Genomic DNA, 22,720 nt, shown 5'->3' on the forward strand with positions numbered 1-22,720 from the left:
TTTTGTTTTTGTCTTTAAATTTTAATGCCTTTCAAAAATGACAACTAAACATCAGTCTAAAGTCCAAAGACAAAAGTCGAAAGTTTTTCTTTATTATATATTAATCTTATTGCTCTTCAAAAAATGATCATTGATAACCGATCATTGATCACTGAAAAAACTGCCAACTGACCACAGCGCACTGACAATTAAAATCACGTATTTACTTTCCATTGATAACTAGCATCTTCAAACAGTTCTTTTCCAAAAATTGGAACCTCAGCTTTTATAGCTTCAACTACATATTCCAATGCTTCAAAAACCACTCTTCTTCTAGAACTAGATACAAATACAAACAAACAAATCTCTCCTACTGCTACTCTACCTACGCTGTGATAAATATGCATACAAGTAATATCATACTTCTCAAAAGTAGCTTCTCTAATTTCATGAAACTTGGCATTCGCCATTCCTTCATAAGTTGTATAGTCAATTGCGGTAACTGTTTTACCTTCAATTTCATCAGCTCTTACTTGACCTAAAAAAATATTATGAGCTCCAATATTAGTTTTACTCTGATGCTTTTCTATAGAATTTGCTATAAACTGAGGTGAAATAGCGCCTTCTTTAAAAACATTTTTTGGTTTTTTACTTTCCATTTTTATTTAGTTGATTGTTGTCTAACTTTAATTACGAATTTTTCCTCTTTCATAATATCCCAAACAAAATTCTAAGTTCTAAATCATCCCCCTGCAAAAGGTGGTAACAAAGCGATTTCTTCACCAGACAATACTACTTTATCATTCACTAATTCTTGTCCTTGCGCTACCTTAAAATCTATATTTTTTAACTCTGGATATTCGGCTAACAAATGAGCTAATACATCAGTAATAGTTCCCTTCTCTACTGTAATTTGCTCTTCTTTTTTGTGAGTTACATCCGAAACTTGTCCAAAATACTTAACTGTTATCATCATCTATAATCGCATTTAGTTCTTCCTTTGTATTTACATTAGTTACCAACTCTTCTTCCTCTTTAGTTAGTAATACCGATTTTACTTTTAGTTTACCCAATACCTTTTGTAACTTATGTTCCTTAGCTTCGATAGCATCCTTAAATTGAAACATACATTCTTTTTTATAGAGTGCTATTAAAGGCATTTTTCTTCCATCACTTTCTATTAAAATAACTTCAGATGTTTTATCTACTGCATTCAGTAGTTTTTCTAATATTACAGTTTGAATTAGAGGGATATCACAACTTAACACAATATTATAAGGTGTTAAAGAGGCCGATAAACCTGCATAAATTCCTGCAACAGGTCCAAAATCAACTACTGAATCTTGTACTCTTTTTACTTTAAACACATCGTAGGCTACATTGTTTGAAACCAACAAAATATCAGACACCAAACAATCTAACGCATTTATACTATGCTGTACAAAAGGTGTATTCTGAAATAACAGCAGCCCTTTATCAGTTCCCATTCTACTACTTTTTCCACCAGCAAGAACTATCCCTGTTATATCTTTTTTTGTAATCATCCTATGTTAAAACTAGTTTTACACAAGCAATTAACAATACAAAAGCCAGCACGTATCTTAACACTTGATTGTTTAATTTTTTACTCCCATAATAACTTCCTAAAAAGCCTCCAAATAACGCAACAACTACTAACCAAAACGATTCTTTGTGTAATTGCACCCCACTACTTAATTGTCCTAATAATCCAGCTAAAGAATTCACCCAAATAAAAAGTGCTGAAACTCCTGCTGCTTGCTTCATATTTCCCCAACTCATTAATAAAATAATCGGTGTTAAAATAATTCCTCCACCAATACCTATCAATCCAGAGAAAAAACCAATAACTGCTCCAGCTACAATTCCTAAACCTACTTTAAAATCTTTATTAGCATTAGATTCTTTTCCAAAAACATTCAACATTTTTAAAATTGCAAATATTAAGAGTCCTGCTAAAATCTTTTTATATAATGACGTTGGAATAGACATGGTTCCGCCTAAAAAAGCCATTGGAATAGATGCTATTGAAAAGGATAAAAATAGTTTTTTATGAAAATGACCTTCTTTATAATAATGGTAAAACGATACTCCAGCTACAAATAAATTTAAAAGTAAGGCAGTAGGTTTCATCGTTTCTGTAGGAAATGAAAACAAAGCCATTAACGCCAAGTAACCACTTGCCCCTCCATGTCCAACACTCGCATACAAAAAAGCAACTACTGGTAAAATGACAAAAAACAAAGATGTATATTCTTCTAACATAACTAAATATTATCTAACTTTTTTAATTCATTATCTAAAAACTTCCAGCATTGTTGATTGATGTTTTCAAAAACAAGAATCAACGATTTTCCATAAGCAGTCAACTCTGTACCTCCTCCTCCTTTGCCTCCTATCTTATTCATAGTAACAGGTTTTTTAGCTGATTTATTTACAGAATCTAACAAATGCCATGCTTTCTTATATGATAATTTTAAAGATTTAGCAGCTTTTGATAGTGAACCTGTAGCTTCAATTGCTTTTAATAATTGAATACGACCTTCTCCTAAAAAAACAATCTTATCAGATTCTATCCAAATTCTACTCTTAATCTTATAATTACTCATTTTTTAAACAGGTAACAAAATGGTTTCTAATTCATCATTAACATTCACATTACTCACTTCTAACGGAACAAAAACCAACGCATTACTCAATGCAAAAGTTTGTAACATTGCAGAACTTTGACCTTCTAATAAGGTAATATTTCCTTCTTTATATATTGCTTTTAAAAACTGTGGACGGTCTCCTCTTTTTATAAAAGCATTGGTCGTTTTAGCTTTAACTCTTGGCAACTCAACCACAGCTCTATTCATCATTTTTTGTAGTACCATATATACGTATAAGTAGAAACAAGATAATGCTGCTGCGGGATTTCCTGGTAATCCAAAAATATGCGTTTCTCCTTTTTTACCATAAAACAAAGGTTTTCCTGGTTTCTGTTTTACTTTATAAAAAAGCTCTTGTACTGCTAACTCTCTCAATGATTTTCCCACAAAATCGTAATCTCCTACCGAAACACCTCCAGTAACAATCACTAAATCTGACGAGTTAATAATTGTTGATAATTTCGATTTGGTTTGCTCATAATCATCTACTATTGTGTGAATTTCTACATCATAAAACTTTAAAGAATATAGTGCAGATAATAACATTTTAGAGTTACTTTCATAAATTTTACCTTTTGGTAAATCTTGTCCAGCCTGTACAAGTTCATTTCCTGTACTCACTATTGCTATTGATGGCTTTTTGTATACAAGCACCTCAGTAATTCCTAATGAAATTAAATACCCAATAGCTGCAGGTGTTAACTTAGTTCCTTTTTTCAAGGCTAATCCTCCCTTTTGAACCTGCTCTCCTAAAGGACGTATATTTTTACCATCAGAAATAGTATCTTCAATTAAAATAACCTCTCCTTTTACAGTTACTTTCTCTTGCATAATAACAACACCAGCAGAGTCTGGTACCGCTGCTCCTGTAAAAATTCGAACAGCTTGTCCAGGTAATAATTTTGGCTCAATATCATCACCTGCTTTTACCTCTCCAATCAAAGTATATTCCACCGAGTCATGAACACATAACGCATATCCATCCATAGCAGATTGTCTGAATGGAGGCATATATATGGGAGAAACAACATCTTGACACAATAAGTATCCACCTGCTTTTTCTACTTTTTTGGTAGTTTCTTTTAATAAAGGTTTGCTATTATCTTTTACAATAGACAATGCTTCTTGTATGGTTATCATTTGTATTCGTTATATCTAACCAAATATAACGAATCTTTGTAAAGAATTATTTACGAATAAAATAAATATGAATAAATGAAAAAACGAAGCTAAAAATTGGGTATTGATAAAAATCAGTATCGTTTTTTAGTTACTCTTGAAAAGTAAATCCATGATTTTTAATCATACGTACAAATACTTATATTCGTTTAGTAGCTATTTATTATTTAAAACGACATTATGCCCTTAAAAACAAAAGCAAACCTTCATATTTCGTGCGAAAACTGTGAAAACACATCCTGCCTTATCAATCGTAATAAAGCTGCTTTACAAGACGCTAATTTTTTTGAAAATAAAAATACTATTCGATGTAAAAAAGGACAACAGTTTATTATTGAAGGTGCTCCTGTTAACGGGTTGTTTTTTATTTTAAAAGGAAAAGTAAAAGTCTTAAGAACAGGAATTAACGGAAGAGAACAAATAGTACGTTTTGCAAAAGAAGGTGAAATTATTGGACATCGTGGATTTGGAACTGAAGAATACTATTCAATTGGAGCTTCAGCTTTAGAAGACACCATACTTTGCTATTTTTCAAAAGACATCTTACAAAAAGTATTACATGAAAATCCTTTATTCACTTATGACCTGATGCTTTTTTATGCTGAAGAATTAAATGCTAGCGAAGCGAAAGTCAAAACGTTATCTCAAATGACTGTTAGAGAACGTGTAATCGATACCTTATTATATATAAATCGAAAATTCGGAAACACCAACGATTTCCTTAAATTAACTTTAAGCAGAAAAGAATATGCAGATTATGCTGGCACTACTGAAGAACAAGTAATTAGAATGATTTCTGCACTCAAAAAAGAAAATTTAATTATTGCCAAGGGCAAAAAAATCGGAATACCTGATATTGAACTACTTAAAAAAGAAATAAGCGAACACAATTTTTACTTAGATACGTAAAAACAAGAACACCTCACAACCAGTAATTTAAAAACAAAACCTGCTAAAAAGCAGGTTTTCTTGTGTTTTAAAAAGATAATTTTACACGCTCTTTCTCATAAGCTTATTTTAAAACTACGTATATATTTGCTAAAAATAAGTATCAATACGTATTTAATCTAAAAATAAAACAATGAGAACGCTACTAAAAAACTCTATCTGGTTTTTATCATTAGCCATGCTGCTAATAGCTTGCGGGGGCAAAGACAAAAAACCTGAAAATAAAGAGGTTATTACAGAAACTAAAACAGAAAAAGTATCAAAAACTAAAAAACTAGCAATTGAAAAACCTCAATTGACTTTTGGTTTTATAAAACTAACCGACATGGCTCCTTTAGCAATTGCCAAGGAAAAAGGTTTTTTTAAAGATGAAGGTCTATTTGTTTCTGTTGAGGCGCAGTCGAATTGGAAAAACGTATTAGATCGTGTAATTGACGGACAACTTGATGGTTCACACATGTTAGCCGGTCAACCAATTGCTGCTGGCGCTGGATTTGGAAGACAAGCAGAATTAGTAACTACTTTTTCTATGGATTTAAATGGAAATGGTATCACTGTATCTAATGATGTATGGTCTAAAATGAAACCTCATGTACCTAAAGGTGAAGACGGAAAACCAATACACCCTATAAAAGCAGATGCTTTAAAACCTGTAATTTCTTCTTATAAAGGAGAAGGTAAAGCATTTAAAATGGGAATGGTTTTCCCTGTATCTACTCATAATTATGAAATACGTTATTGGTTAGCTGCTGCAGGTATTCACCCAGGAATGTACACTAAAGACAATACTCAAGGACAAATTGATGCAGAAGTTTTATTATCTGTTACCCCACCACCTCAAATGCCTAAAACATTAGCTTCAGGTACTATCTTCGGATATTGTGTAGGTGAACCATGGAATCAACAAGCAGTATTTAAAGGTATTGGAGTTCCAGTAACCACTAACTATGATATCTGGAAAAACAACCCTGAAAAAGTATTCGTGATGACTAAAAAGTTTATTGATGAAAATCCGAATACAGCTATTGCAGTTACCAAAGCCTTAATTAGAGCTGGTAAATGGTTAGATGAACCTTCAAATAGAGCTGAAGCTGTAAAAATATTATCACAATCACAATATGTAGGTGCTGATGAAATTGTATTAGCAAACTCTATGACTGGTACTTTTGAATTTGAAAAGGGAGATAAAAGAGAAATGCCTGATTTTAATGTATTCTATAAATATCATGCTACTTATCCTTTTTATTCAGATGGTATTTGGTTTTTAACTCAAATGCGTCGTTGGGGTCAAATCACAGAAACAAAACCTGCTAACTGGTATCCTGAAACTATCAAAAAGATTTATCGTCCAGATATCTGGAAAAAAGCAGCTACTTTATTAGTAGAGGAAGGACAGATTCCTGCTTCAGATATCCCTGAAACAGATGGTTACAAACCAGCTACTACCGATTTTATTGATGGTAAAAAGTACGACGCAAAAGATCCTATTTCATATATCAACAGCTTTTCTATTGGTAATAAAGAAAAGAAATAAATGAAAATTGAAAGTTTTATAGCTTACACCTTTAAAAGCTACACCTAAAAAATATAAACCTAATAAAAGTTCAATATCATGAAGCAAAGTATAACAGTAAGTAAAACAGCAGAAGCTAAATGGTTAGAAATCGTTAGAAACATAGCTTCTAAAATAAGCATCAAAAAACCAAGTTTTTCATTTGAGGCTATCTTTAAAAAGATAATTGTACCTGTATTATCAATAGCAACATTTATTGGTATTTGGTATTTAAGTGCAGAGGCTTTACGTCAGAGAGAAATTAACTATAGAGTCGAAAAGGCACTTGCTGACCAAGGAGTTGCGGCTGCTGATGCTTTGAAAGCTTGTTTTGCAGCTAATGAATCAAGCTGTCAAACAAATACTTTGCCTTCACCAAGTATGGTATGGGCTTCTTTAATAACTTTAGTAAACGATTACTACATTATTAAACAAGATAAAAAAGATTTTTACGAAAGTGTAGCATCTACCAATGAAGGCATCAAACAATTTAACATTGATAACGCTGATAAAATTAGCGAAGGTTTAGTAGCCAAAAAGAAATTGATCGTTTACACTGGTAGAGCTTCTTTTGTAGAAATTATTGGAACAAGTTTAAAAACAGTTTTTGCTGGTTTTCTATTAGCACTATTTATTGCTGTGCCAATAGGAATTGTAATTGGACTAAGCGATAAATTAAGAAATGCATTCAACTGGTTTATTCAAATATTTAAACCTGTATCTCCAGTAGTTTGGTACTTACTTGTGTTTATGATTGTAAAAACAATTTTATTAGGATCAAGCAAAGACAACTCTTTTATAATTTCTTTTATCAGTGTAGGTTTATGTGCTATGTGGGCTACTTTAGTAAATACTGCCATGGGAGTTTCTACTGTTGATAAAGACTACATAAATGTAGCTAAAGTTTTAAAGCTTGGTGCATTACAAAAAGTTTTCAAAGTAGTGCTTCCTTCATCTTTACCTTTAATATTTACAGGTTTACGTATTACATTATCGGTAGCTTGGATGGTATTAATTGCTATTGAATTATTAGCTCAAAGTCCTGGTTTAGGTTTATTTGTTTGGGAAGAATTTCAAAATGGAGCCAACGATTCTAATTCTAAAATTATTGTAGCCATGTTTGTTATAGGTATTATCGGATTCTTATTAGACAGAATTATGTTAACAATCCAAAACATGGTGTCTTTTAACAAAAACGAAGGAATTTAAAAATAAGGTAAAACCCTGTTTTTTAACAAAAAAAGATTTATAACTTTAAATTAAGACACCAATGGCATATCTAGAATTAAAAAATATACACAAAACTTACGGACAAGGCGCTAATGCAACCGAAGTACTTTCTAACATCAACTTATCTATTGAAGAAGGTGAATTTGTTGCCATTGTTGGATTTACTGGTAGCGGAAAAACTACTTTAGTTAATTTAATAAACGGACTTTTAGAACCTACAAAAGGAGAAGTATTATTTAAAGGAGAACCTGTTAAAGGAACTAGTCATGATCGTGGTGTAATATTTCAAAACTACTCATTATTACCTTGGTTAACAGTAGAACAAAATGTATTAATGGCAGTTAAAGAAGCCTTTCCTAAAAGAGAAAAAGCTGTTTGGAAACGTAAATCAGCATATTATATTGAAATGGTAGGTTTAACTCCTGCTATCAACAAATTACCTAAAGAATTATCTGGAGGAATGCGCCAACGTGTAGCTGTAGCTCGTGCTTTAGCTATGAAACCTGATATGATTATTATGGACGAACCTTTAGGTGCCTTAGATGCATTGACTAGAGGAAACCTACAAGATCAAATTTTAAACATTTGGGAAAAAGATAAAAGAACTGCCTTATTAATTACGAATGATGTGGATGAGGGAATTTATATGGCTGATAAAATTATTCCTTTACGCCCTGGACCAAATGCAACATTAGGACCTGTTTTTAACATTGATATTGAACGCCCTAGAGATAAAACAGCATTAAATGACAATCCTGTTTACAAAAAGACTCGTAATGCCATTATTGAATATTTAATGGATATTGGAAATGAGCGTAAATCTAAAAACCAAGAAACTTACATTTTACCAGATTTAGCGCCTAAAAGTTTTATTTCAGCATAATTAAAGAGAATTGAAGATGAGTACACAAGTATTAGAAAAAAACACAAGTATTATCACTGAAGTGAATGCTACTAAGGATATTATGTTGGATTTAAAAAACTTAAAAAAAGTATATCCAACTCCTAAAGGAGATTATGTTGTACTGGAAGACTTGAATTTACAAATTATGAAAGAAGAATTTGTAACAATTATTGGTCATTCTGGTTGTGGAAAAACAACAATGCTTTCAATGATTGCAGGATTGAATGAAATTACAGGAGGTCATATATCTGTACTAGGGAAACCGATTAAAGGTCCTGGACCAGACAGAGGCGTTATTTTTCAAGCTCCAAGTTTAATGCCTTGGATGACTTCACTTCAAAATGTTTTGCTAGGTGTAAATCAAGTATTTCCACATGCAACAAAAGCACAACGAAAAGATATTGCTAAATATTACTTACAAAAAGTTGGGTTAGAAAATTCTTTTAACAAAAGAGCCAGCGAATTATCTCAAGGAATGCAACAAAGAGTAGGAATTGCAAGAGCATTTGCTATAAAACCAAAAGTATTACTACTTGACGAACCTTTTGGAATGTTAGATTCTTTAACTAGAGGAGAATTACAAGACATACTTATTGAGATTTGGAATAAAGAAAAAATTACCGCAGTTATGATTACTCACGACGTTGATGAAGCTATCTTTTTAGCAGACAGAGTAGTAATGATGACTAGTGGACCAAAAGCTAAAATTGGTGATGTACTTAACATCAACTTTGAAAGACCTAGAACTAGAAAAACCGTTTTAGAACATGATAAATACTATGAATACAGAAAACACCTAATAGACTTTTTAGAACATTAAACACTACAAATATGAAAAAAATGACAACAAAGAATGTTTTTTTAATACTGCTTTTTATGGTGGTTACCACCGTAAATGCTCAGTTTACATTAAGTGGTGAGTTTAGACCTCGTACTGAATTTCGTAATGGATTTGGAAGTATTATTCCTGAAGACGCAGACCCTGGACTAGCTACCTCTACAAGAATACGTTTAAATGCTGGTTATAAAACAGATGCTTACAAGTTTTTTGTAAGTTTTCAAGACGTACTTGTTTGGGGAGAAAATCGACAAATTTTACCTAATGATCAAAATAATTCTTTTGCTGTTTTTCAAGCTTGGGCTGAAGTTGATTTCGGTGATGGTTTTTCTGCTAAATTAGGTAGACAAGTATTATCTTATGATGATCAGCGTATTTTAGGTGGATTAGACTGGGCACAACAAGGTAGAAATCATGATGCTGGTTTAATTAAATATAGAAAAGGGAAATTTGCCGCTGATTTAGCTTTGGCTTTTAATCAAGATTTTGAAAACCCAGGCGGTTTTGTATCTGTAGGTAACGATTTTAACACCTCTGGCTTTTTCACTTATAAAACAATGCAAATGTTGCATTTACACCAAAGTTGGGATACTTTTTCTGGAAGTTTATTATTTATGAACAATGGTTTTGAAAATCATAGTATTGGACTTGGAGAAACAGTAAACTTACAAACATTTGGTACACATTTAAAATATAAATCAGGTAAATTCGGAGCTGCTTTAAACGGATATTTACAAACGGGTAGAGCTATTTATGGTACTAGCTATAAAGATGTTGAAAGCGCTTATTTACTTGGATTAGACGCTACTTACAAGGCTTCAGATAAAATTACTGTAGGTGCTGGTGCAGAATTAATTAGTGGAAACAGCTCTACTGATGCAGATGCTACTTCTGCTTTCTTCCCATTATACGGAACAAATCATAAGTTTAATGGATTTATGGATTATTTCTATGTTGGTAACCATGCTAATTCTGTAGGTTTATTTGATATTCATGTAAGTTCAAATTTTAAACTTGGAGCTAAATCAAATTTAATGGTAAAAGTTTTAAACTTTAATGCTGATCAAGATTTACCAAGCGGAGAATCATCTTTAGGAACTGAAGTAGATTTAGTTTTCAAGCAAGGTTTTAAAGGTTTTGCTTTAGTTGCTGGTTATTCTCATATGTTTGCTTCAGATGGTATGTATGAACTAAAAGGTGTGCCAGAAGTTAATGCTGCTGGAATGCAAAATTGGATTTGGGGTATGTTAGTATTTAAACCTAAGTTTTTAAATGGTACCAAAAAATAAATAAGCATTGTTATTGAGCATAAATTATATTTTTATGTCTAGTTTATATTTTTTAGGAGCCCTACAGTTTTTTAACCTGTAGGGTTTTACTTTTACTGTATATAATTAGTTTTATTTGTAAATTGTATCGTTTTTAAATTCTTTCTCATGAAAAAAGGTAAAGTAACTGGTATTGGCGGTGTATTTTTTAAAACTGAAAATGTAAATGTTACTAAAGAATGGTATCAAAAACATTTAGGATTTAATACTGATGATTGGGGCTGTACTTTTTGGTGGAAAGACAATGAAAACAATAAGGCTTCAACACAATGGAGTCTCTTTAAAAAAGACACCAATCACTTTCTTCCTTCTAAAAAAGACTTTATGATTAATTATAGAGTTGAACATTTAACAGAATTACTAGAAGAATTAAAAAATGAAGGAGTTACTATTATCGGAGAGATAGAAGAATACAGCTACGGAAAGTTTGCTTGGATTGTTGATTTAGACGGTAATAAAATAGAACTTTGGGAACCTGTTGATGAAGCTTTCTTATAATTTTTTAGCCATTTCTATCAAATCTAAAGTAACATTATAAACTGGTTTATTTATCATTTTACTCTTTAACCAAGCATAAAAACTCATTACAAAAATATCTTCCTCTTTTGCATCTATCCACTCAAAAGAGTTTTCTACTTTATTTAAAAAGGATTCCGAAGTAATTTCTTTTGGATTTTGATAATAAAGTACTGCATATTTCAAAAATATCAACACACGCTCTTGTCCTATTTCTTTTAAATAAGAAGCATACTGTCTTTTAAATCGTAATAATCTACTTTCAAACAATTCCAAATAATCCAGTTCTATTAACAACAATATCTCAATTAAACTTTTTTTAATCACCCATTCTTTACCCACTTTTTCTAGATACCAATTATCTGTATGATAAAGCTTAGACAATAGTGCATAAGACTTTTTAAATTCTTCTTTTTGAGAATAAAAAACTACTAAACTTAAATGTAAATCTAACACACCTACTAAATCATGATGCTTTTTTCTTAAAACAGATTCTAACCGTTCTATTGCTTCATCTTGACAATTTGTATAGTTCAGATTTAAAACATAAAGTAACTCATACTTTAACTTAAAAATTCGTTCATTCTTTCGCTTGTTTTTAGCTATTTCAGAATTCATTCTTTTCAAAAATTCCATAGATTTTTCAAACTGCTTAGTTCTAAAAAGCGTATTGGCAATCATGTATAACACATGAATGTGATAAAACCTTTCCTTTTCTTTATTTGGATGCTCTTCTAACAACGCATACATTTCTAACATAAAAGATTCTATTTGAATATAATCTTTAGTTACAAAAGCAGAAATACTAGCAATAGTTAATAATTGATAAAACGATTTAAAAGAAAGTGTTTCATCAATACTAATTTGTTGTTGATGTAATATTTGCAACACGATTTTATGAAAATCTACCACCTCACCTTTATTACTTATTTGATGAAGTACCTTTCTTACCTTAGCATATACAATGTTTAACTCCTCTTCTAGTCTATGTAACTTTTGATTTGCTCTAAAATCGGCAATTAGTTCTTCTAAATCTTCTGCCTCATTAGCATACGAAAACTGAATTCTTAACTGATAAATTTCATTTAAATACGGATACAATTGATATTCACGAGCAATAGTGGCTGCCTTTTTTAATAGTTTAAACCCTGTAACAAATTGTTGCTGTTGCAAAAAGGAACGTGCTACTAAAATATATTTAATCACTTCTATCTTATCAGAACTCTCTTCTTCTAAGTTAGATGCTGCCAAAAAATCGATTAGAGATTCATACAGTCTTTTTCTGAGCGCATGATAAGCGTCTTTCTTTTTACTCGCATATAATTGACTACAAATTTCTTCTGATGACAATTCTCCTGCATAAATCAGCTTAAATAATTGAATATTCTTAGCATCTGTTCGCCTATTTCTCTTATTTAAAAAATAGATAAACTTTGTATAATCATCCGTAGAAAAAGAAGAAATAACTGAATTTAAACTCATTTTTAATCGTCAGTTTTAATTCAAATATATAAATAAAAACAATTTATTTTAAATCATAATTTATTTTTTAATCGTCAGTTTTTACAAAAACAAGTTTTCTATACTTCTTTATCATGTTACATTTTTGCAGTGTAATCATTCAAAACAAATATTATGGATTATCAAACAACAGTTTCAAATAAAGAAGCAACTACAAAGAAAGAAAAGAAGAAAGAAAAAAAAGTATTCAATCAAAAACCTACAGGAGCTTTTATAGGAGCGTCTTGGGCTGCTTTAGGTGTTGGAACCATTTCTTACTGTATTGGTTTATGGAATGCTACTATGCAATTAAATGAAAAAGGGTACTACTTTACCATACTTTTATTTGGTCTTTTTTCAGTTATTTCTGTACAAAAAGCGGTAAGAGATAAATTAGAAGGAATTGCAGTAACAGAAATGTATTACGGAATAAGTTGGGCTACAACTTTAATTTCAATATTGTTATTAATTATAGGTTTATGGAATGCCGATTTAGAATTAAATGAAAAAGGTTTCTACGGTATTTCTTTTATGTTAAGTATTTATGCAGCTATTGCAGTACAAAAAAACGTAAGAGACATAGCATACATAAACAGAGGGGGAAACGAAAATGAAAAAGATTTGTTTTGATGAGCTAATTAGGTTACATAATTAGTTAGTAATAACCCAACAATTTACATTGTTGGGTTTACTTTTTATTTATTAAATTTGAGAGGTATCTAACTTAAAACCAACAAAAAATGTCTGAAGAAAACAAAAATTTAGAAGATCAAGTAAATAACGAAGCAGAAAACATAGAAAACACTGCAAATGAAACAACTGAAAATGCAAAAGACGCTGCTAAAGAGGCTTTTCATAATGCTACAGAAAAAGCTACCGAACTAGCAGGTGAAGCAAAAGAAGCTCTTGGTGATGTTGCCGACAAAGCGGGTGAATATGCAAAAGTAGCTGAAGAAAAGATCTCTGAATTTGCTGGTGAGGCGGGTGAAAAATTAGCAGATTTAGCCGATGGAGCCAAGGATGCTCTTTCTGATGCTAAAGAAAAAGTAGCAGAAGTATTAGCGAGTGAAGAAGTTCAAAACATTAAAAATAAAGCTGGCGAATTTGCCGAAGACGCTAAAGAGGTTTTAAGTGATGTTACTGAAAAAGCAGCAGATATTGCTGAAGATGTAGTTGAAGAAATTAAAGAAACTAAAGGAAAAGCAAAGAATTTCTTTCAACGATTATTCGGAAAATAATACATTTAATAGTAGTACTATTATACAATATAAAAAAACCTAATTCCATTACAGAATTAGGTTTTTTGCTCAAATTAAATTATAACAAATGGTTGTTAAGGGTTTACTGCTTCTTCTTCAGCCATCATACCGAAGAACTTATCTAAGTTAGGTAATATCACAATTCTCGTTCTTCTGTTTCTTGCTCTATTAGATGCTGTATTATTTTCAACTAACGGAATAGAACTTCCTCTACCTGCGGCAATTAATCTACTACCTTCTACTTTATATTTTTTCTCTAAAATTCTTACTATTGAAGTTGCTCTTTTTACACTCAAATCCCAGTTATCTTGTAAAACTGCATTGTTAATAGATCTTGAATCAGTATGACCTTCAATCATTACATCCATACTTGGCTCAGAATTAATTACGTTTGCCAATTGCTTTAATAACTTGTGTGCTTTATTTTTCACTCTATAACTAGCAGTGTTAAATAATAAGTTATCAGCTACAGAAATCATTACCACAGTCTTATCAATATTCACATCTACATCATCAGAGTTTTCAAGCTCAGCAGAATTGATTGACTTTTTTAAGTTATAAGCTACTGCTATGTTCATAGAATCTTTTAATGTTTTAGCATTTGCTAATTCTGCAGGATCAACCTTTGCTAAAACAGCTCTCATTTTCTCTTTCATTGAGTTAGAAATTACTGCAGTATTACCCACCATATCTAACTTCACATTGTTTTCTTCTTTTAATGAAGAATTATAGTTTTTTAATGAATTTATTTTCTCATTGTAATTTTCAACTCTCTTTTCAATTTTAGCAAATTTCGCTTCTAATTCTTGCTTCTCCAAAGTGGTTTTCTGCAAGTTACCTTTTGTATCTTGATACTGCTTTTCAAGTGCTACATATTTCTTTTTAGAAACACATGAACTCATAATTAAAGCTGAAACACTTAATAGGATTACACTTTTTTTCATTTTTTATTGAGATTTGATTTATTGTAAGTGATAACGGGTATCTTTTGTAAATATTATATCTCAAAAAATAAATCTAGCATAGAATTCTTAAAACACAAACATCAAATTAACACCTCAACAGAGAGTAAAACAAGGTAAAAATAACAGTAAAACAACCATATTTTATTCATGTAATTTTAGCAAAATTTTTACACAGATAGACTTTAATTTCTATCGAATACGCATAAAAAAAGCTGTCTGAAAATAATTCCCAAACAGCTAAAATAATGTTAGTTATAAACTTAGGTTATTATGCCCAAACTTCAATTCCTCCGCCAGTAGGTCTTATACCCCCACCACCTATACCTTCAGAACCCCCAGTACCTCCACAAGATGGATGATTGGTAATCAATGACGGATAGTTCAAATAACAATCTGGTCCTTGTCCACCATCTAAAACATAATTTCTACCTTCACAACGGTAAGTACATGAAACAAAGCTTGTATTACCTCCACTTACTTCTTTTTGCTTTTCATTATTCAAAGCCGAAACTCCCGTTAATTCTAAAATGTTTTTTAACATGATTATATTTTTATTTGATTTACGAATGATGTAAACTTATTTAAAAAACGTCCTTTAAAAATAAACTTTATGATAAGCGTAAATATTTAATTTACAAACCAAGTTATTTCTGTTTTAAGTGTATTTTTTATTCAAAAAACAGGTTATATTTTAACTTTTTAAAACAAAAAAAAGCTGTCAGAGACAGCTTAAAATCTTAATTAATTAGAAAAAATTATGCCCACACATCAATTCCTCCTCCAGAACCTCCACAGCTTGGATGATTTACAATAATTGCAGGATAATTTAAATAACAATCTGGTCCTTGACCTCCAACTAAAACATAATTTCTTCCATTACAACGATAAGAACATGATAATAAAATTGGATTTCCTCCAGTTACTTCTTTTTGCTTTTCATTATTTAAAGCCGACACTCCTGATAATTCTAAAATGTTTTTTAACATAGTTTATATTTTTATTTGATTAACGAATGACGTAAACCTAAATAAAAACCTAACCAACAGTTTTTAAAAACTTTTAAGCGTTAAAAATCATTGTATAATTACTTTTATCTACACTTTAAACGTATTTATTGATAAACTCTGTCAGTTTTGCCTTATTACGCACAGAAACTGTAATTCGCTCGTTTGTTACTAAAACTATTGCTTCTCGTTTATAAATAGATTGAACAAAATTCATGTTTACTAATAAAGATCTATTAGCTCTAAAAAAACCTTTAGCTCCCAGTAATAGTTCATAATATTTAAGTGGTTTAGAAACTAAAAACTCTTCTTTTTGCTTGGTATGTATGTACGTATAATTACCGCTAGCTTCACATTTAACAATATCGTCTATACTTAAAGAAACATATGAATCATTTACATGAATAAAAAGTTTATTTGACTGATCAACCGAAGCTGCTGGTGATAATTCTTTTAAAGCATTATTTCTTTTTAAACTATAATAACTAGCATAATTTTCAATAAAATCAACTAGCTTTAATAGCAATCCTATATCTAAAACTTCGCTTTTTAATTTACTTTTAAGATCATCAAATAACTCATGCTCTATTAGCCTTTTTATATTTTCATTATCATCGGAAACAGAAAAAAAATGATTCTTAGAATTTTCATTTTCTTGAATCATTAATAACGCTAACTCTTTTATCATCTTTATATAATTTAAACATGTAAGCCTTCAAAAAAGACAAACACCTATTTAAATCATGTTCCATAAAAAAGAAAATTGTTACTATAAACTATCTTTTTTATGTAGTTTAAAGTAACAATTATTTTATAACCTTCAGTAAAACTGAGTTTTAAGCAACAAATTTATTTATTAACTTCTGTTGTTTTTCGTTCTAATTCTGCTGCTTTTCGCTCTAATTCTGCTTGAAATTCTTCCAAAACAGGCTTCACTGTTTTTTCAGGTAAATCAGATACTTTAATGTACATCAATCCGTCTATTGCGTTATTAAATTTAGGATCTACATTAAAAGCTACCAATCGAGCATTCTGTTTTAAATATTTCTTTATTAAAACAGGAATTCTCAAATTCCCTGGTTCAATTTCATCAATAATTTTATCAAACTTATTCATATCTGACTGTGTTGCGTCAAATACAAAATCTTTATCACCATCTTTAAGTTTTACCTTAAATTCTTTCTTCGGATGAATATATTGAGCCACATACGGATCGTAATAATGAGATTTCATAAACTCAATCATCAATGATTTAGAAAAATCTGAGAATTGATTACTAATACTCACCCCTCCCATTAAATATTTATGCTTCGGATAACGAATTGTAATATGAATAATTCCCTTCCATAATAAGAAAAGTGGCATTGGTCTTTGCTGATATTGCTTAATAATAAAAGCTCGTCCCATTTCAATAGTTTCCTCCATCATTGGATACAACTCTGGTTCTATTTTAAACAAAGAGTGTACATAAAAACCATTGATACCATGACGTTTGTAAATTCCTTTACCAATTCCCATTCTATAGGCACCAGCCAATACATTTGCGCTATTGTCCCATAAAATTAAATGGTGATAGTACTTATCAAACTTATCTAAATCTATAGGCTTATTAGTTCCTTCACCTATTTCTCTAAAAGTAATCTCTCTTAACCTACCAATTTCATGTAATAAACTTGGTATTGCTTTTGCTTCTGTAAAAAACACCTCGTAATTTTTACTTTCTAACAAACGCTTACCATTATCTCTCAACTCGTCTATTTCCTTAGCTATTAAATCAGGATTCTTTTGTGAACTGATTTTTTTCGCTTTTTTAGGTATTTTTAATTTTTGAGTTGAAATTAACTTTTGGTTCTTTTCAAAAGGGTTTGCCAGCATGTACGTTTTCTTACGTAAAAACTCATAAAATGCTGGAATTTCTTTGTATTGATCTTGGTCTTTAACAGAAATTGGCTTTCCGATACGAACCTTTATTACACGCTTTTTTTGCGATAATAACTCTGAAGGTAATTTTGCTGTTCTTAATGTATCACTAATTTTAGATAACACATAAAACAAACGGCTATTTTTAGCGTGGAAATAAATAGGTATAACAGGCACTTTTGCTTTTTTAATAAGCTTTACAGCACCTTCTTCCCATTCTTTATCTACCATTAACTTACCATCTCTGTAAGTAGAAACCTCTCCTGCTGGAAAAAGTCCTAATGGTTTACCTTCACGTAGATGTAGCAAAGCATTTTTTATACCAGATACACTAGACTTAGCATCCTTATGGTTTTCAAAAGGATTTACTGGCATTACATAAGGCTTTAACGGCTCAATTCTATGCAATAAAAAATTTGCTATAATCTTATAATCTGGTCTACTTTCTACTAACAAACGTAAAAGTAAGATACCATCAATTCCTCCTAACGGATGGTTTGAAATCGTTATAAACGGTCCGTCTTTAGGAATACGTTTCAAATCCTCTTCAGGAATCTCAAATTCTATTTGAAATTCATCTAATAATCCCTTTAGAAAAGGTAAATCATTAAGATGTTTATGTTTATTGTAAACTTTATTAGCTGTTGAAATTCGCAAAACCTTCATCAACAACCATCCGATAGATGTTCCTATAACACCTAACTTATCTACTTTTATCGCCTTTGCAACTTCTTTAGATGTAACTAAACCCATAATTTGGTATTGTCATTCATCGCAAATATATAAGAAAATTGCTTTGGTTAGGCGTTTTCTTGAATAACTAACTGTGCTGTTTCTGTATTTATTTGTCGTATAATGGCTTTACCTCTTTTCTTTATTCCTTCAATTGCTGCATCATTAAAATGTCTAATTGTATAAAGTGTAGCATTTTTGTATGATTTTGTATTGAAAGAGGTTTGTAAATCTTCATAAAAAGCATCAAACAAATTAAACTTATCTTCAACACAAACTGAAAAGCTTAGTGCAGAGTTTTGAATTAGGTTTACTTTTAATTTATAATCGTGTAGTTTTTTAAATACATCGCTAATATTATCCTCTACCATAAATGAAAAATCTTTGGCAGACACAGATACTAAAATCTGATTCTTTTTAACAATATAACAAGGTACTTCTGGCTCAATACCTACAGTTTTTAAAACAGAAGTTCCGGTTTGATTTAAATCATCAAATGATCGTACATACAACGGTATCCTTTTTTGCTCTAACGGTTGTAATGTTTTTGGGTGAATTACAGAAGCGCCGTAAAAAGCCATTTCTATGGCTTCTGTATATGAAATTTTATGTAACAATTCAGTTTTATCAAACACTCTTGGATCTGCATTTAACACCCCAGGAACATCTTTCCAAATAGTAACACTTTCTGCATTTAAACAATATGCAAATATACCAGCTGTATAATCAGAACCTTCTCTTCCTAATGTTGTGGTATTCTCTCCATCACTTCCCAAAAAACCTTGTGTTATATTTAATTCTGATGCATTTACATTTTGCTGAATAGTAGCTTCAGTTAACTCCCAATTCACCTTAGCATCTCTGTAATTAGCATCCGTTTTTATGAACTTCCTTACATCTAACCAATTGTTTTGTAAACCAATTTCGTTTAAATACTCACTTACAATTGTAGTAGAAATTAATTCTCCAAAACTTACTATCTGATCATATATAAAATTATAATCAGTAGCATTATTAGTCGCCATGAAACCATTTAGCTCGCCAAATAGCCCTCCTACTTTTTCATATGCTACATGATTTTCTTTAAATAAACCTTGTAACATATTTGCATGAAAATCTTTTATAAATGAAAAAGCTTCTTCAAATTCTGTTTTATCTTGATAAGCCTTTACCAAACGTTCAAACGCATTGGTCATTTTTCCCATTGCCGAAATTACCACTAAAGTATTTTCAGTTCCTTCATGTTGTAACACTCGTGCTACATTCCTAACGGCATCAGGATTTTTAACTGATGCACCTCCAAACTTAAATATTCTCATTTATAAACTTTCTTAAGTTTTCTTGATTCATTTGAGCAACACGCCAATCTTCAAAAACGGCTGCCCCACTATTTTCATAAAATTGTATCGCATTTGTATTCCAATCTAGCACCTCCCAAGCCACACGTTTGTAATCATTTTCAAACGCGTAATTCATCACTGCAGTATACAATGCCTTACCTGCTCCAATACCTCTTTTTGAAGCGGTAACCATTAAATCTTCTAAATGAATTGTTTTTCCTTTCCAGGTAGAATAACGCTCATAAAACAATGCCATACCAATAACTGATCCGTCATTTTCTTCTGCTACAAATGTTTTAAATCTTGGATTGTCTCCAAATCCATCAGCAATTAAATCTTCTACAGAAACTTCTACAGCATCTGGTTCTTTTTCAAAAACAGCTAGTTCTGTAATTAAATTTAAAATCGCTTGTGCGTCTTTTTCCGTACCTTTACGTATAGTAAAATTCATTTTTTTTGAAAATTTTAGGCAAAAATAGTTTTTATAACAGCTTGTTAAAAAAAATAACAAATTACAACACATCGTTCTTTTTTTGTTGATTTTTACGAAAAATATAACATTGTTTGATTTTTTGAACATTAGACAAACAAGCTGATTAACGATACTATAAAACAAACATTTAAAAACACAATACACAAGACTTTTGCCAAGTAATTTTCTATTATTAATTTATTTAAAATACTCTGCGAAATCGTTGTAGTTATTCAAAAAAGTCAACATCTTTGCATTCGAATAAAATTGTATCATTTTTATGGCTAAAAAAAATCAAACACTAGGTGAGTTTATAATTGAAAACCAAGCTTCTTTCAAATATACCTCAGGTGAATTATCTCGTTTAATTAATTCTATTCGTTTAGCAGCTAAAGTTGTAAATCACGAAGTAAATAAAGCTGGTCTGGTAGACATTATCGGTGCTGCTGGAGAAACCAATATCCAAGGAGAAGACCAACAAAAATTAGACGTATATGCCAATGATAAATTTATTCAAACCTTAACCAATAGAAATATTGTTTGTGGTATTGCCAGTGAAGAAGAAGATGATTTTATTACTGTGAATAGCCAAGACGAAAATCATCAAAATAAATATGTTGTTTTAATAGATCCTTTGGATGGTTCATCTAATATTGATGTAAATGTTTCTGTAGGAACTATTTTCTCTATTTATAGAAGAGTTACTCCTGTAGGAACTCCAGTACAATTAGAAGATTTTTTACAAAAAGGAAGTGAACAAGTTGCTGCAGGATATGTAGTATATGGTACTTCTACTATGTTAGTTTATACTACTGGTGATGGTGTTAACGGATTTACTTTAAACCCTGCTATTGGTACTTTTTACTTATCGCACCCAAATATGCAGTTTCCTGAAGATGGTAAAATTTACTCTGTAAATGAAGGAAATTATATTCACTTTCCTCAAGGAGTAAAAAATTACATTAAATATTGTCAGGAAGAAGAAGGAAACAGACCTTACACTAGTAGATATATTGGATCTTTAGTATCTGATTTTCACAGAAACATGATTAAGGGTGGTATTTACATGTACCCAAAAAGTTCTAAAAACTCAAATGGTAAATTACGTTTGTTATATGAATGTAATCCTATGGCTTTTTTAGCAGAGCAAGCTAACGGAAAAGCTTCTGATGGTTTTAATCGTATTATGGACGTTGAACCAACGGAATTACACCAACGTATTCCTTTTTTCTGCGGAAGTAAAAACATGGTAGAAAAAGCAGAAGAGTTTATGAGAGATTAATCATATTAGATATGTGATATTAAATATTAGAATTGGTGTTTAGGCTTAAGTTTTAATGGTAAGGAATTTGAAAGGGAAAGACTCCCCTCAATCACAGATAACTAAAAACTCAAAAGCACATTTTCTCAATACTCAGTACTAAATACCAATAACTAAAAAAGAACTATAAGAATAATTTATACTAGAATAAACTTCAAAATAAGATTAACCATTGTTAGTCCTATTTTTTTATGGTAAATTCGTAATTCAAAAACGTTAAATCAAATAAAAAAATATTATGGCTTTTAAATTACCAGAATTAGGGTACGCTTACGATGCTTTAGAACCTAATATAGATGCTAGAACAATGGAAATTCACCATTCAAAGCATCATAATGGATATACAAATAAATTAAATGCTGCTATTGAAGGTACTGATTTAGAAGGAAAATCAATTGAAGATATTTTAACTAACTTAGACATGACGAATGGTGCTGTTCGTAATAACGGTGGTGGTTTTTTCAATCACTCTTTATTCTGGACAGTAATGAATCCTGAAGATAGAGGATATCTTTCTGGTGAATTAAAAGATGCTATTGAGGCTGAATTTGGTTCTAAAGAAGCTTTTATTGAGGCTTTCTCTAAGGCTGCTGCTACTCAATTTGGTTCTGGATGGGCATGGTTATGTGTTCATAAAGGTGGTAAAGTAGAAGTTTGTTCTACTCCAAACCAAGACAATCCTTTAATGCCTGGTGTAGCTTGTGGTGGTACTCCAATTTTAGGATTAGATGTATGGGAGCACGCATACTACTTAAACTATCAAAACCGTCGTCCTGATTATATTGATGCTTTCTTTAAAGTAATCAACTGGAACGAGGTTGAAAGAAGATATGCTGAAGCGAAGTAATTCAATCTTCTAAACATATTTTAAAAAGCACCGAAAATTTCGGTGCTTTTTCTTTTTACCCCAAAAGTATTTTTACAAAGTTATCGACGACACTCTCTTCTCTTCTTCTTTTATTTTCATTTTCCTGAAACATTTTTAATAAACGATATTTTTATTTGATTTTTTTAACCATAATAAAACATAAAATCAAAATTTTTAAACCTTTTTAACTTTTATA

25 protein-coding genes are annotated in these 22,720 nt (G+C 30.8%); 11 read left to right on the forward strand and 14 right to left on the reverse strand.

Annotation, left to right across the window (positions count from 1 at the left end; translation table 11 throughout):
• Positions 1-194: 194 nt before the first annotated feature.
• From EYW44_RS18520 to EYW44_RS18545, 6 genes are all read right to left on the reverse strand, one after another.
• A complete protein-coding gene (locus EYW44_RS18520; RefSeq protein WP_132726196.1) occupies positions 195-638 on the reverse strand; it encodes a molybdenum cofactor biosynthesis protein MoaE in 444 nt (147 codons plus the stop codon).
• 83 nt (positions 639-721) lie between these two features.
• The gene (locus EYW44_RS18525) at positions 722-955 is read right to left on the reverse strand and encodes a MoaD/ThiS family protein (protein WP_132726199.1); all 234 of its coding nucleotides are present in this window, start codon (positions 953-955) and stop codon (positions 722-724) included.
• Positions 939-1,523 (reverse strand): molybdenum cofactor guanylyltransferase, encoded by a 585-nt coding sequence (gene mobA, locus EYW44_RS18530; RefSeq protein WP_132726202.1) that lies wholly within the window; start codon positions 1,521-1,523, stop codon positions 939-941. The genes EYW44_RS18525 and mobA overlap by 17 nt, the downstream gene beginning before the upstream one ends.
• A 1-nt stretch (position 1,524) precedes the next feature.
• On the reverse strand, positions 1,525-2,262 hold the full coding sequence (locus EYW44_RS18535; protein WP_132726205.1) for a sulfite exporter TauE/SafE family protein: 738 nt from the start codon (positions 2,260-2,262) through the stop codon (positions 1,525-1,527).
• A 2-nt stretch (positions 2,263-2,264) separates the two neighbouring features.
• Positions 2,265-2,606: a winged helix-turn-helix domain-containing protein gene (locus EYW44_RS18540; RefSeq protein ID WP_132726208.1), complete on the reverse strand. Its 342-nt coding sequence runs from the start codon at positions 2,604-2,606 to the stop codon at positions 2,265-2,267.
• Positions 2,607-2,609: 3 nt separating this feature from the next.
• Positions 2,610-3,788 carry a molybdopterin molybdotransferase MoeA gene (locus tag EYW44_RS18545; protein ID WP_132726211.1) on the reverse strand — a complete coding sequence of 393 codons (1,179 nt, stop codon included), beginning with the start codon at positions 3,786-3,788 and terminating at the stop codon, positions 2,610-2,612.
• A gap of 219 nt (positions 3,789-4,007) precedes the next feature.
• Here EYW44_RS18545 and EYW44_RS18550 point away from each other — a divergent pair, with 219 nt between their 5' ends.
• The 7 genes from EYW44_RS18550 to EYW44_RS18580 all read left to right on the forward strand — a co-directional run bounded on the left by EYW44_RS18550 (position 4,008) and on the right by EYW44_RS18580 (position 11,125).
• Entirely contained in the window at positions 4,008-4,736 is a 729-nt protein-coding gene (locus EYW44_RS18550; RefSeq protein ID WP_132726214.1) for a Crp/Fnr family transcriptional regulator, read from the forward strand.
• A 172-nt stretch (positions 4,737-4,908) separates the two neighbouring features.
• Positions 4,909-6,309, forward strand: a complete 1,401-nt coding sequence (locus tag EYW44_RS18555; protein WP_132726217.1) for a CmpA/NrtA family ABC transporter substrate-binding protein — start codon at positions 4,909-4,911, stop codon at positions 6,307-6,309.
• Between the two features lie 78 nt (positions 6,310-6,387).
• Entirely contained in the window at positions 6,388-7,536 is a 1,149-nt protein-coding gene (locus EYW44_RS18560) for an ABC transporter permease (RefSeq protein ID WP_132726220.1), read from the forward strand.
• 61 nt (positions 7,537-7,597) lie between these two features.
• Entirely contained in the window at positions 7,598-8,440 is an 843-nt protein-coding gene (locus EYW44_RS18565; protein ID WP_132726223.1) for an ABC transporter ATP-binding protein, read from the forward strand.
• An 82-nt stretch (positions 8,441-8,522) separates the two neighbouring features.
• Positions 8,523-9,281 carry an ABC transporter ATP-binding protein gene (locus EYW44_RS18570; RefSeq protein ID WP_373681078.1) on the forward strand — a complete coding sequence of 253 codons (759 nt, stop codon included), beginning with the start codon at positions 8,523-8,525 and terminating at the stop codon, positions 9,279-9,281.
• Between the two features lie 11 nt (positions 9,282-9,292).
• Positions 9,293-10,588 (forward strand): alginate export family protein, encoded by a 1,296-nt coding sequence (locus EYW44_RS18575; RefSeq protein WP_243643698.1) that lies wholly within the window; start codon positions 9,293-9,295, stop codon positions 10,586-10,588.
• 147 nt (positions 10,589-10,735) lie between these two features.
• Positions 10,736-11,125 carry a VOC family protein gene (locus EYW44_RS18580; protein ID WP_132726229.1) on the forward strand — a complete coding sequence of 130 codons (390 nt, stop codon included), beginning with the start codon at positions 10,736-10,738 and terminating at the stop codon, positions 11,123-11,125.
• Here EYW44_RS18580 and EYW44_RS18585 read toward each other — a convergent pair.
• Positions 11,120-12,625, reverse strand: coding sequence for a hypothetical protein (locus tag EYW44_RS18585; RefSeq protein WP_132726232.1), 1,506 nt, complete (start codon positions 12,623-12,625; stop codon positions 11,120-11,122). The two genes, EYW44_RS18580 and EYW44_RS18585, sit on opposite strands and share 6 nt — an antisense overlap.
• 153 nt (positions 12,626-12,778) lie before the next feature.
• On the opposite strand from EYW44_RS18585, the gene yiaA reads away from it, so the two are divergent.
• Together yiaA and EYW44_RS18595 are read left to right on the forward strand one after the other, a co-directional pair.
• Entirely contained in the window at positions 12,779-13,273 is a 495-nt protein-coding gene (gene yiaA, locus EYW44_RS18590; RefSeq protein WP_132726235.1) for an inner membrane protein YiaA, read from the forward strand.
• A gap of 110 nt (positions 13,274-13,383) precedes the next feature.
• Complete coding sequence (locus EYW44_RS18595; RefSeq protein ID WP_132726238.1) at positions 13,384-13,881, forward strand: hypothetical protein; 498 nt, start codon at positions 13,384-13,386, stop codon at positions 13,879-13,881.
• A gap of 95 nt (positions 13,882-13,976) precedes the next feature.
• On the opposite strand, the gene EYW44_RS18600 is transcribed toward EYW44_RS18595, so the two are convergent.
• The 7 genes from EYW44_RS18600 to EYW44_RS18630 all read right to left on the reverse strand — a co-directional run bounded on the left by EYW44_RS18600 (position 13,977) and on the right by EYW44_RS18630 (position 20,314).
• Positions 13,977-14,846 (reverse strand): OmpA/MotB family protein, encoded by an 870-nt coding sequence (locus EYW44_RS18600; RefSeq protein WP_132726241.1) that lies wholly within the window; start codon positions 14,844-14,846, stop codon positions 13,977-13,979.
• Positions 14,847-15,135: 289 nt separating this feature from the next.
• The gene (locus tag EYW44_RS18605; RefSeq protein ID WP_132726244.1) at positions 15,136-15,408 is read right to left on the reverse strand and encodes a hypothetical protein; all 273 of its coding nucleotides are present in this window, start codon (positions 15,406-15,408) and stop codon (positions 15,136-15,138) included.
• A 214-nt stretch (positions 15,409-15,622) separates the two neighbouring features.
• Complete coding sequence (locus tag EYW44_RS18610; RefSeq protein WP_132726247.1) at positions 15,623-15,853, reverse strand: hypothetical protein; 231 nt, start codon at positions 15,851-15,853, stop codon at positions 15,623-15,625.
• A 115-nt stretch (positions 15,854-15,968) separates the two neighbouring features.
• A complete protein-coding gene (locus EYW44_RS18615; protein ID WP_132726250.1) occupies positions 15,969-16,559 on the reverse strand; it encodes a LytR/AlgR family response regulator transcription factor in 591 nt (196 codons plus the stop codon).
• Positions 16,560-16,720: 161 nt separating this feature from the next.
• Entirely contained in the window at positions 16,721-18,544 is a 1,824-nt protein-coding gene (locus EYW44_RS18620) for a GNAT family N-acyltransferase (RefSeq protein ID WP_132726253.1), read from the reverse strand.
• A gap of 47 nt (positions 18,545-18,591) precedes the next feature.
• On the reverse strand, positions 18,592-19,842 hold the full coding sequence (locus EYW44_RS18625) for an aspartate kinase (protein WP_132726256.1): 1,251 nt from the start codon (positions 19,840-19,842) through the stop codon (positions 18,592-18,594).
• Positions 19,829-20,314, reverse strand: a complete 486-nt coding sequence (locus tag EYW44_RS18630; protein WP_132726259.1) for a GNAT family N-acetyltransferase — start codon at positions 20,312-20,314, stop codon at positions 19,829-19,831. The genes EYW44_RS18625 and EYW44_RS18630 overlap by 14 nt, the downstream gene beginning before the upstream one ends.
• Positions 20,315-20,615: 301 nt before the next feature.
• Here EYW44_RS18630 and fbp point away from each other — a divergent pair, with 301 nt between their 5' ends.
• The gene (fbp, locus tag EYW44_RS18635; RefSeq protein WP_132726262.1) at positions 20,616-21,617 is read left to right on the forward strand and encodes a class 1 fructose-bisphosphatase; all 1,002 of its coding nucleotides are present in this window, start codon (positions 20,616-20,618) and stop codon (positions 21,615-21,617) included.
• A 277-nt stretch (positions 21,618-21,894) separates the two neighbouring features.
• Positions 21,895-22,503, forward strand: coding sequence for a superoxide dismutase (locus tag EYW44_RS18640; RefSeq protein ID WP_132726265.1), 609 nt, complete (start codon positions 21,895-21,897; stop codon positions 22,501-22,503).
• Positions 22,504-22,720 lie beyond the last annotated feature (217 nt).

The sequence above is a fragment of the Tenacibaculum sp. M341 genome (assembly GCF_004337695.1).
Lineage (GTDB): Bacteria > Bacteroidota > Bacteroidia > Flavobacteriales > Flavobacteriaceae > Polaribacter.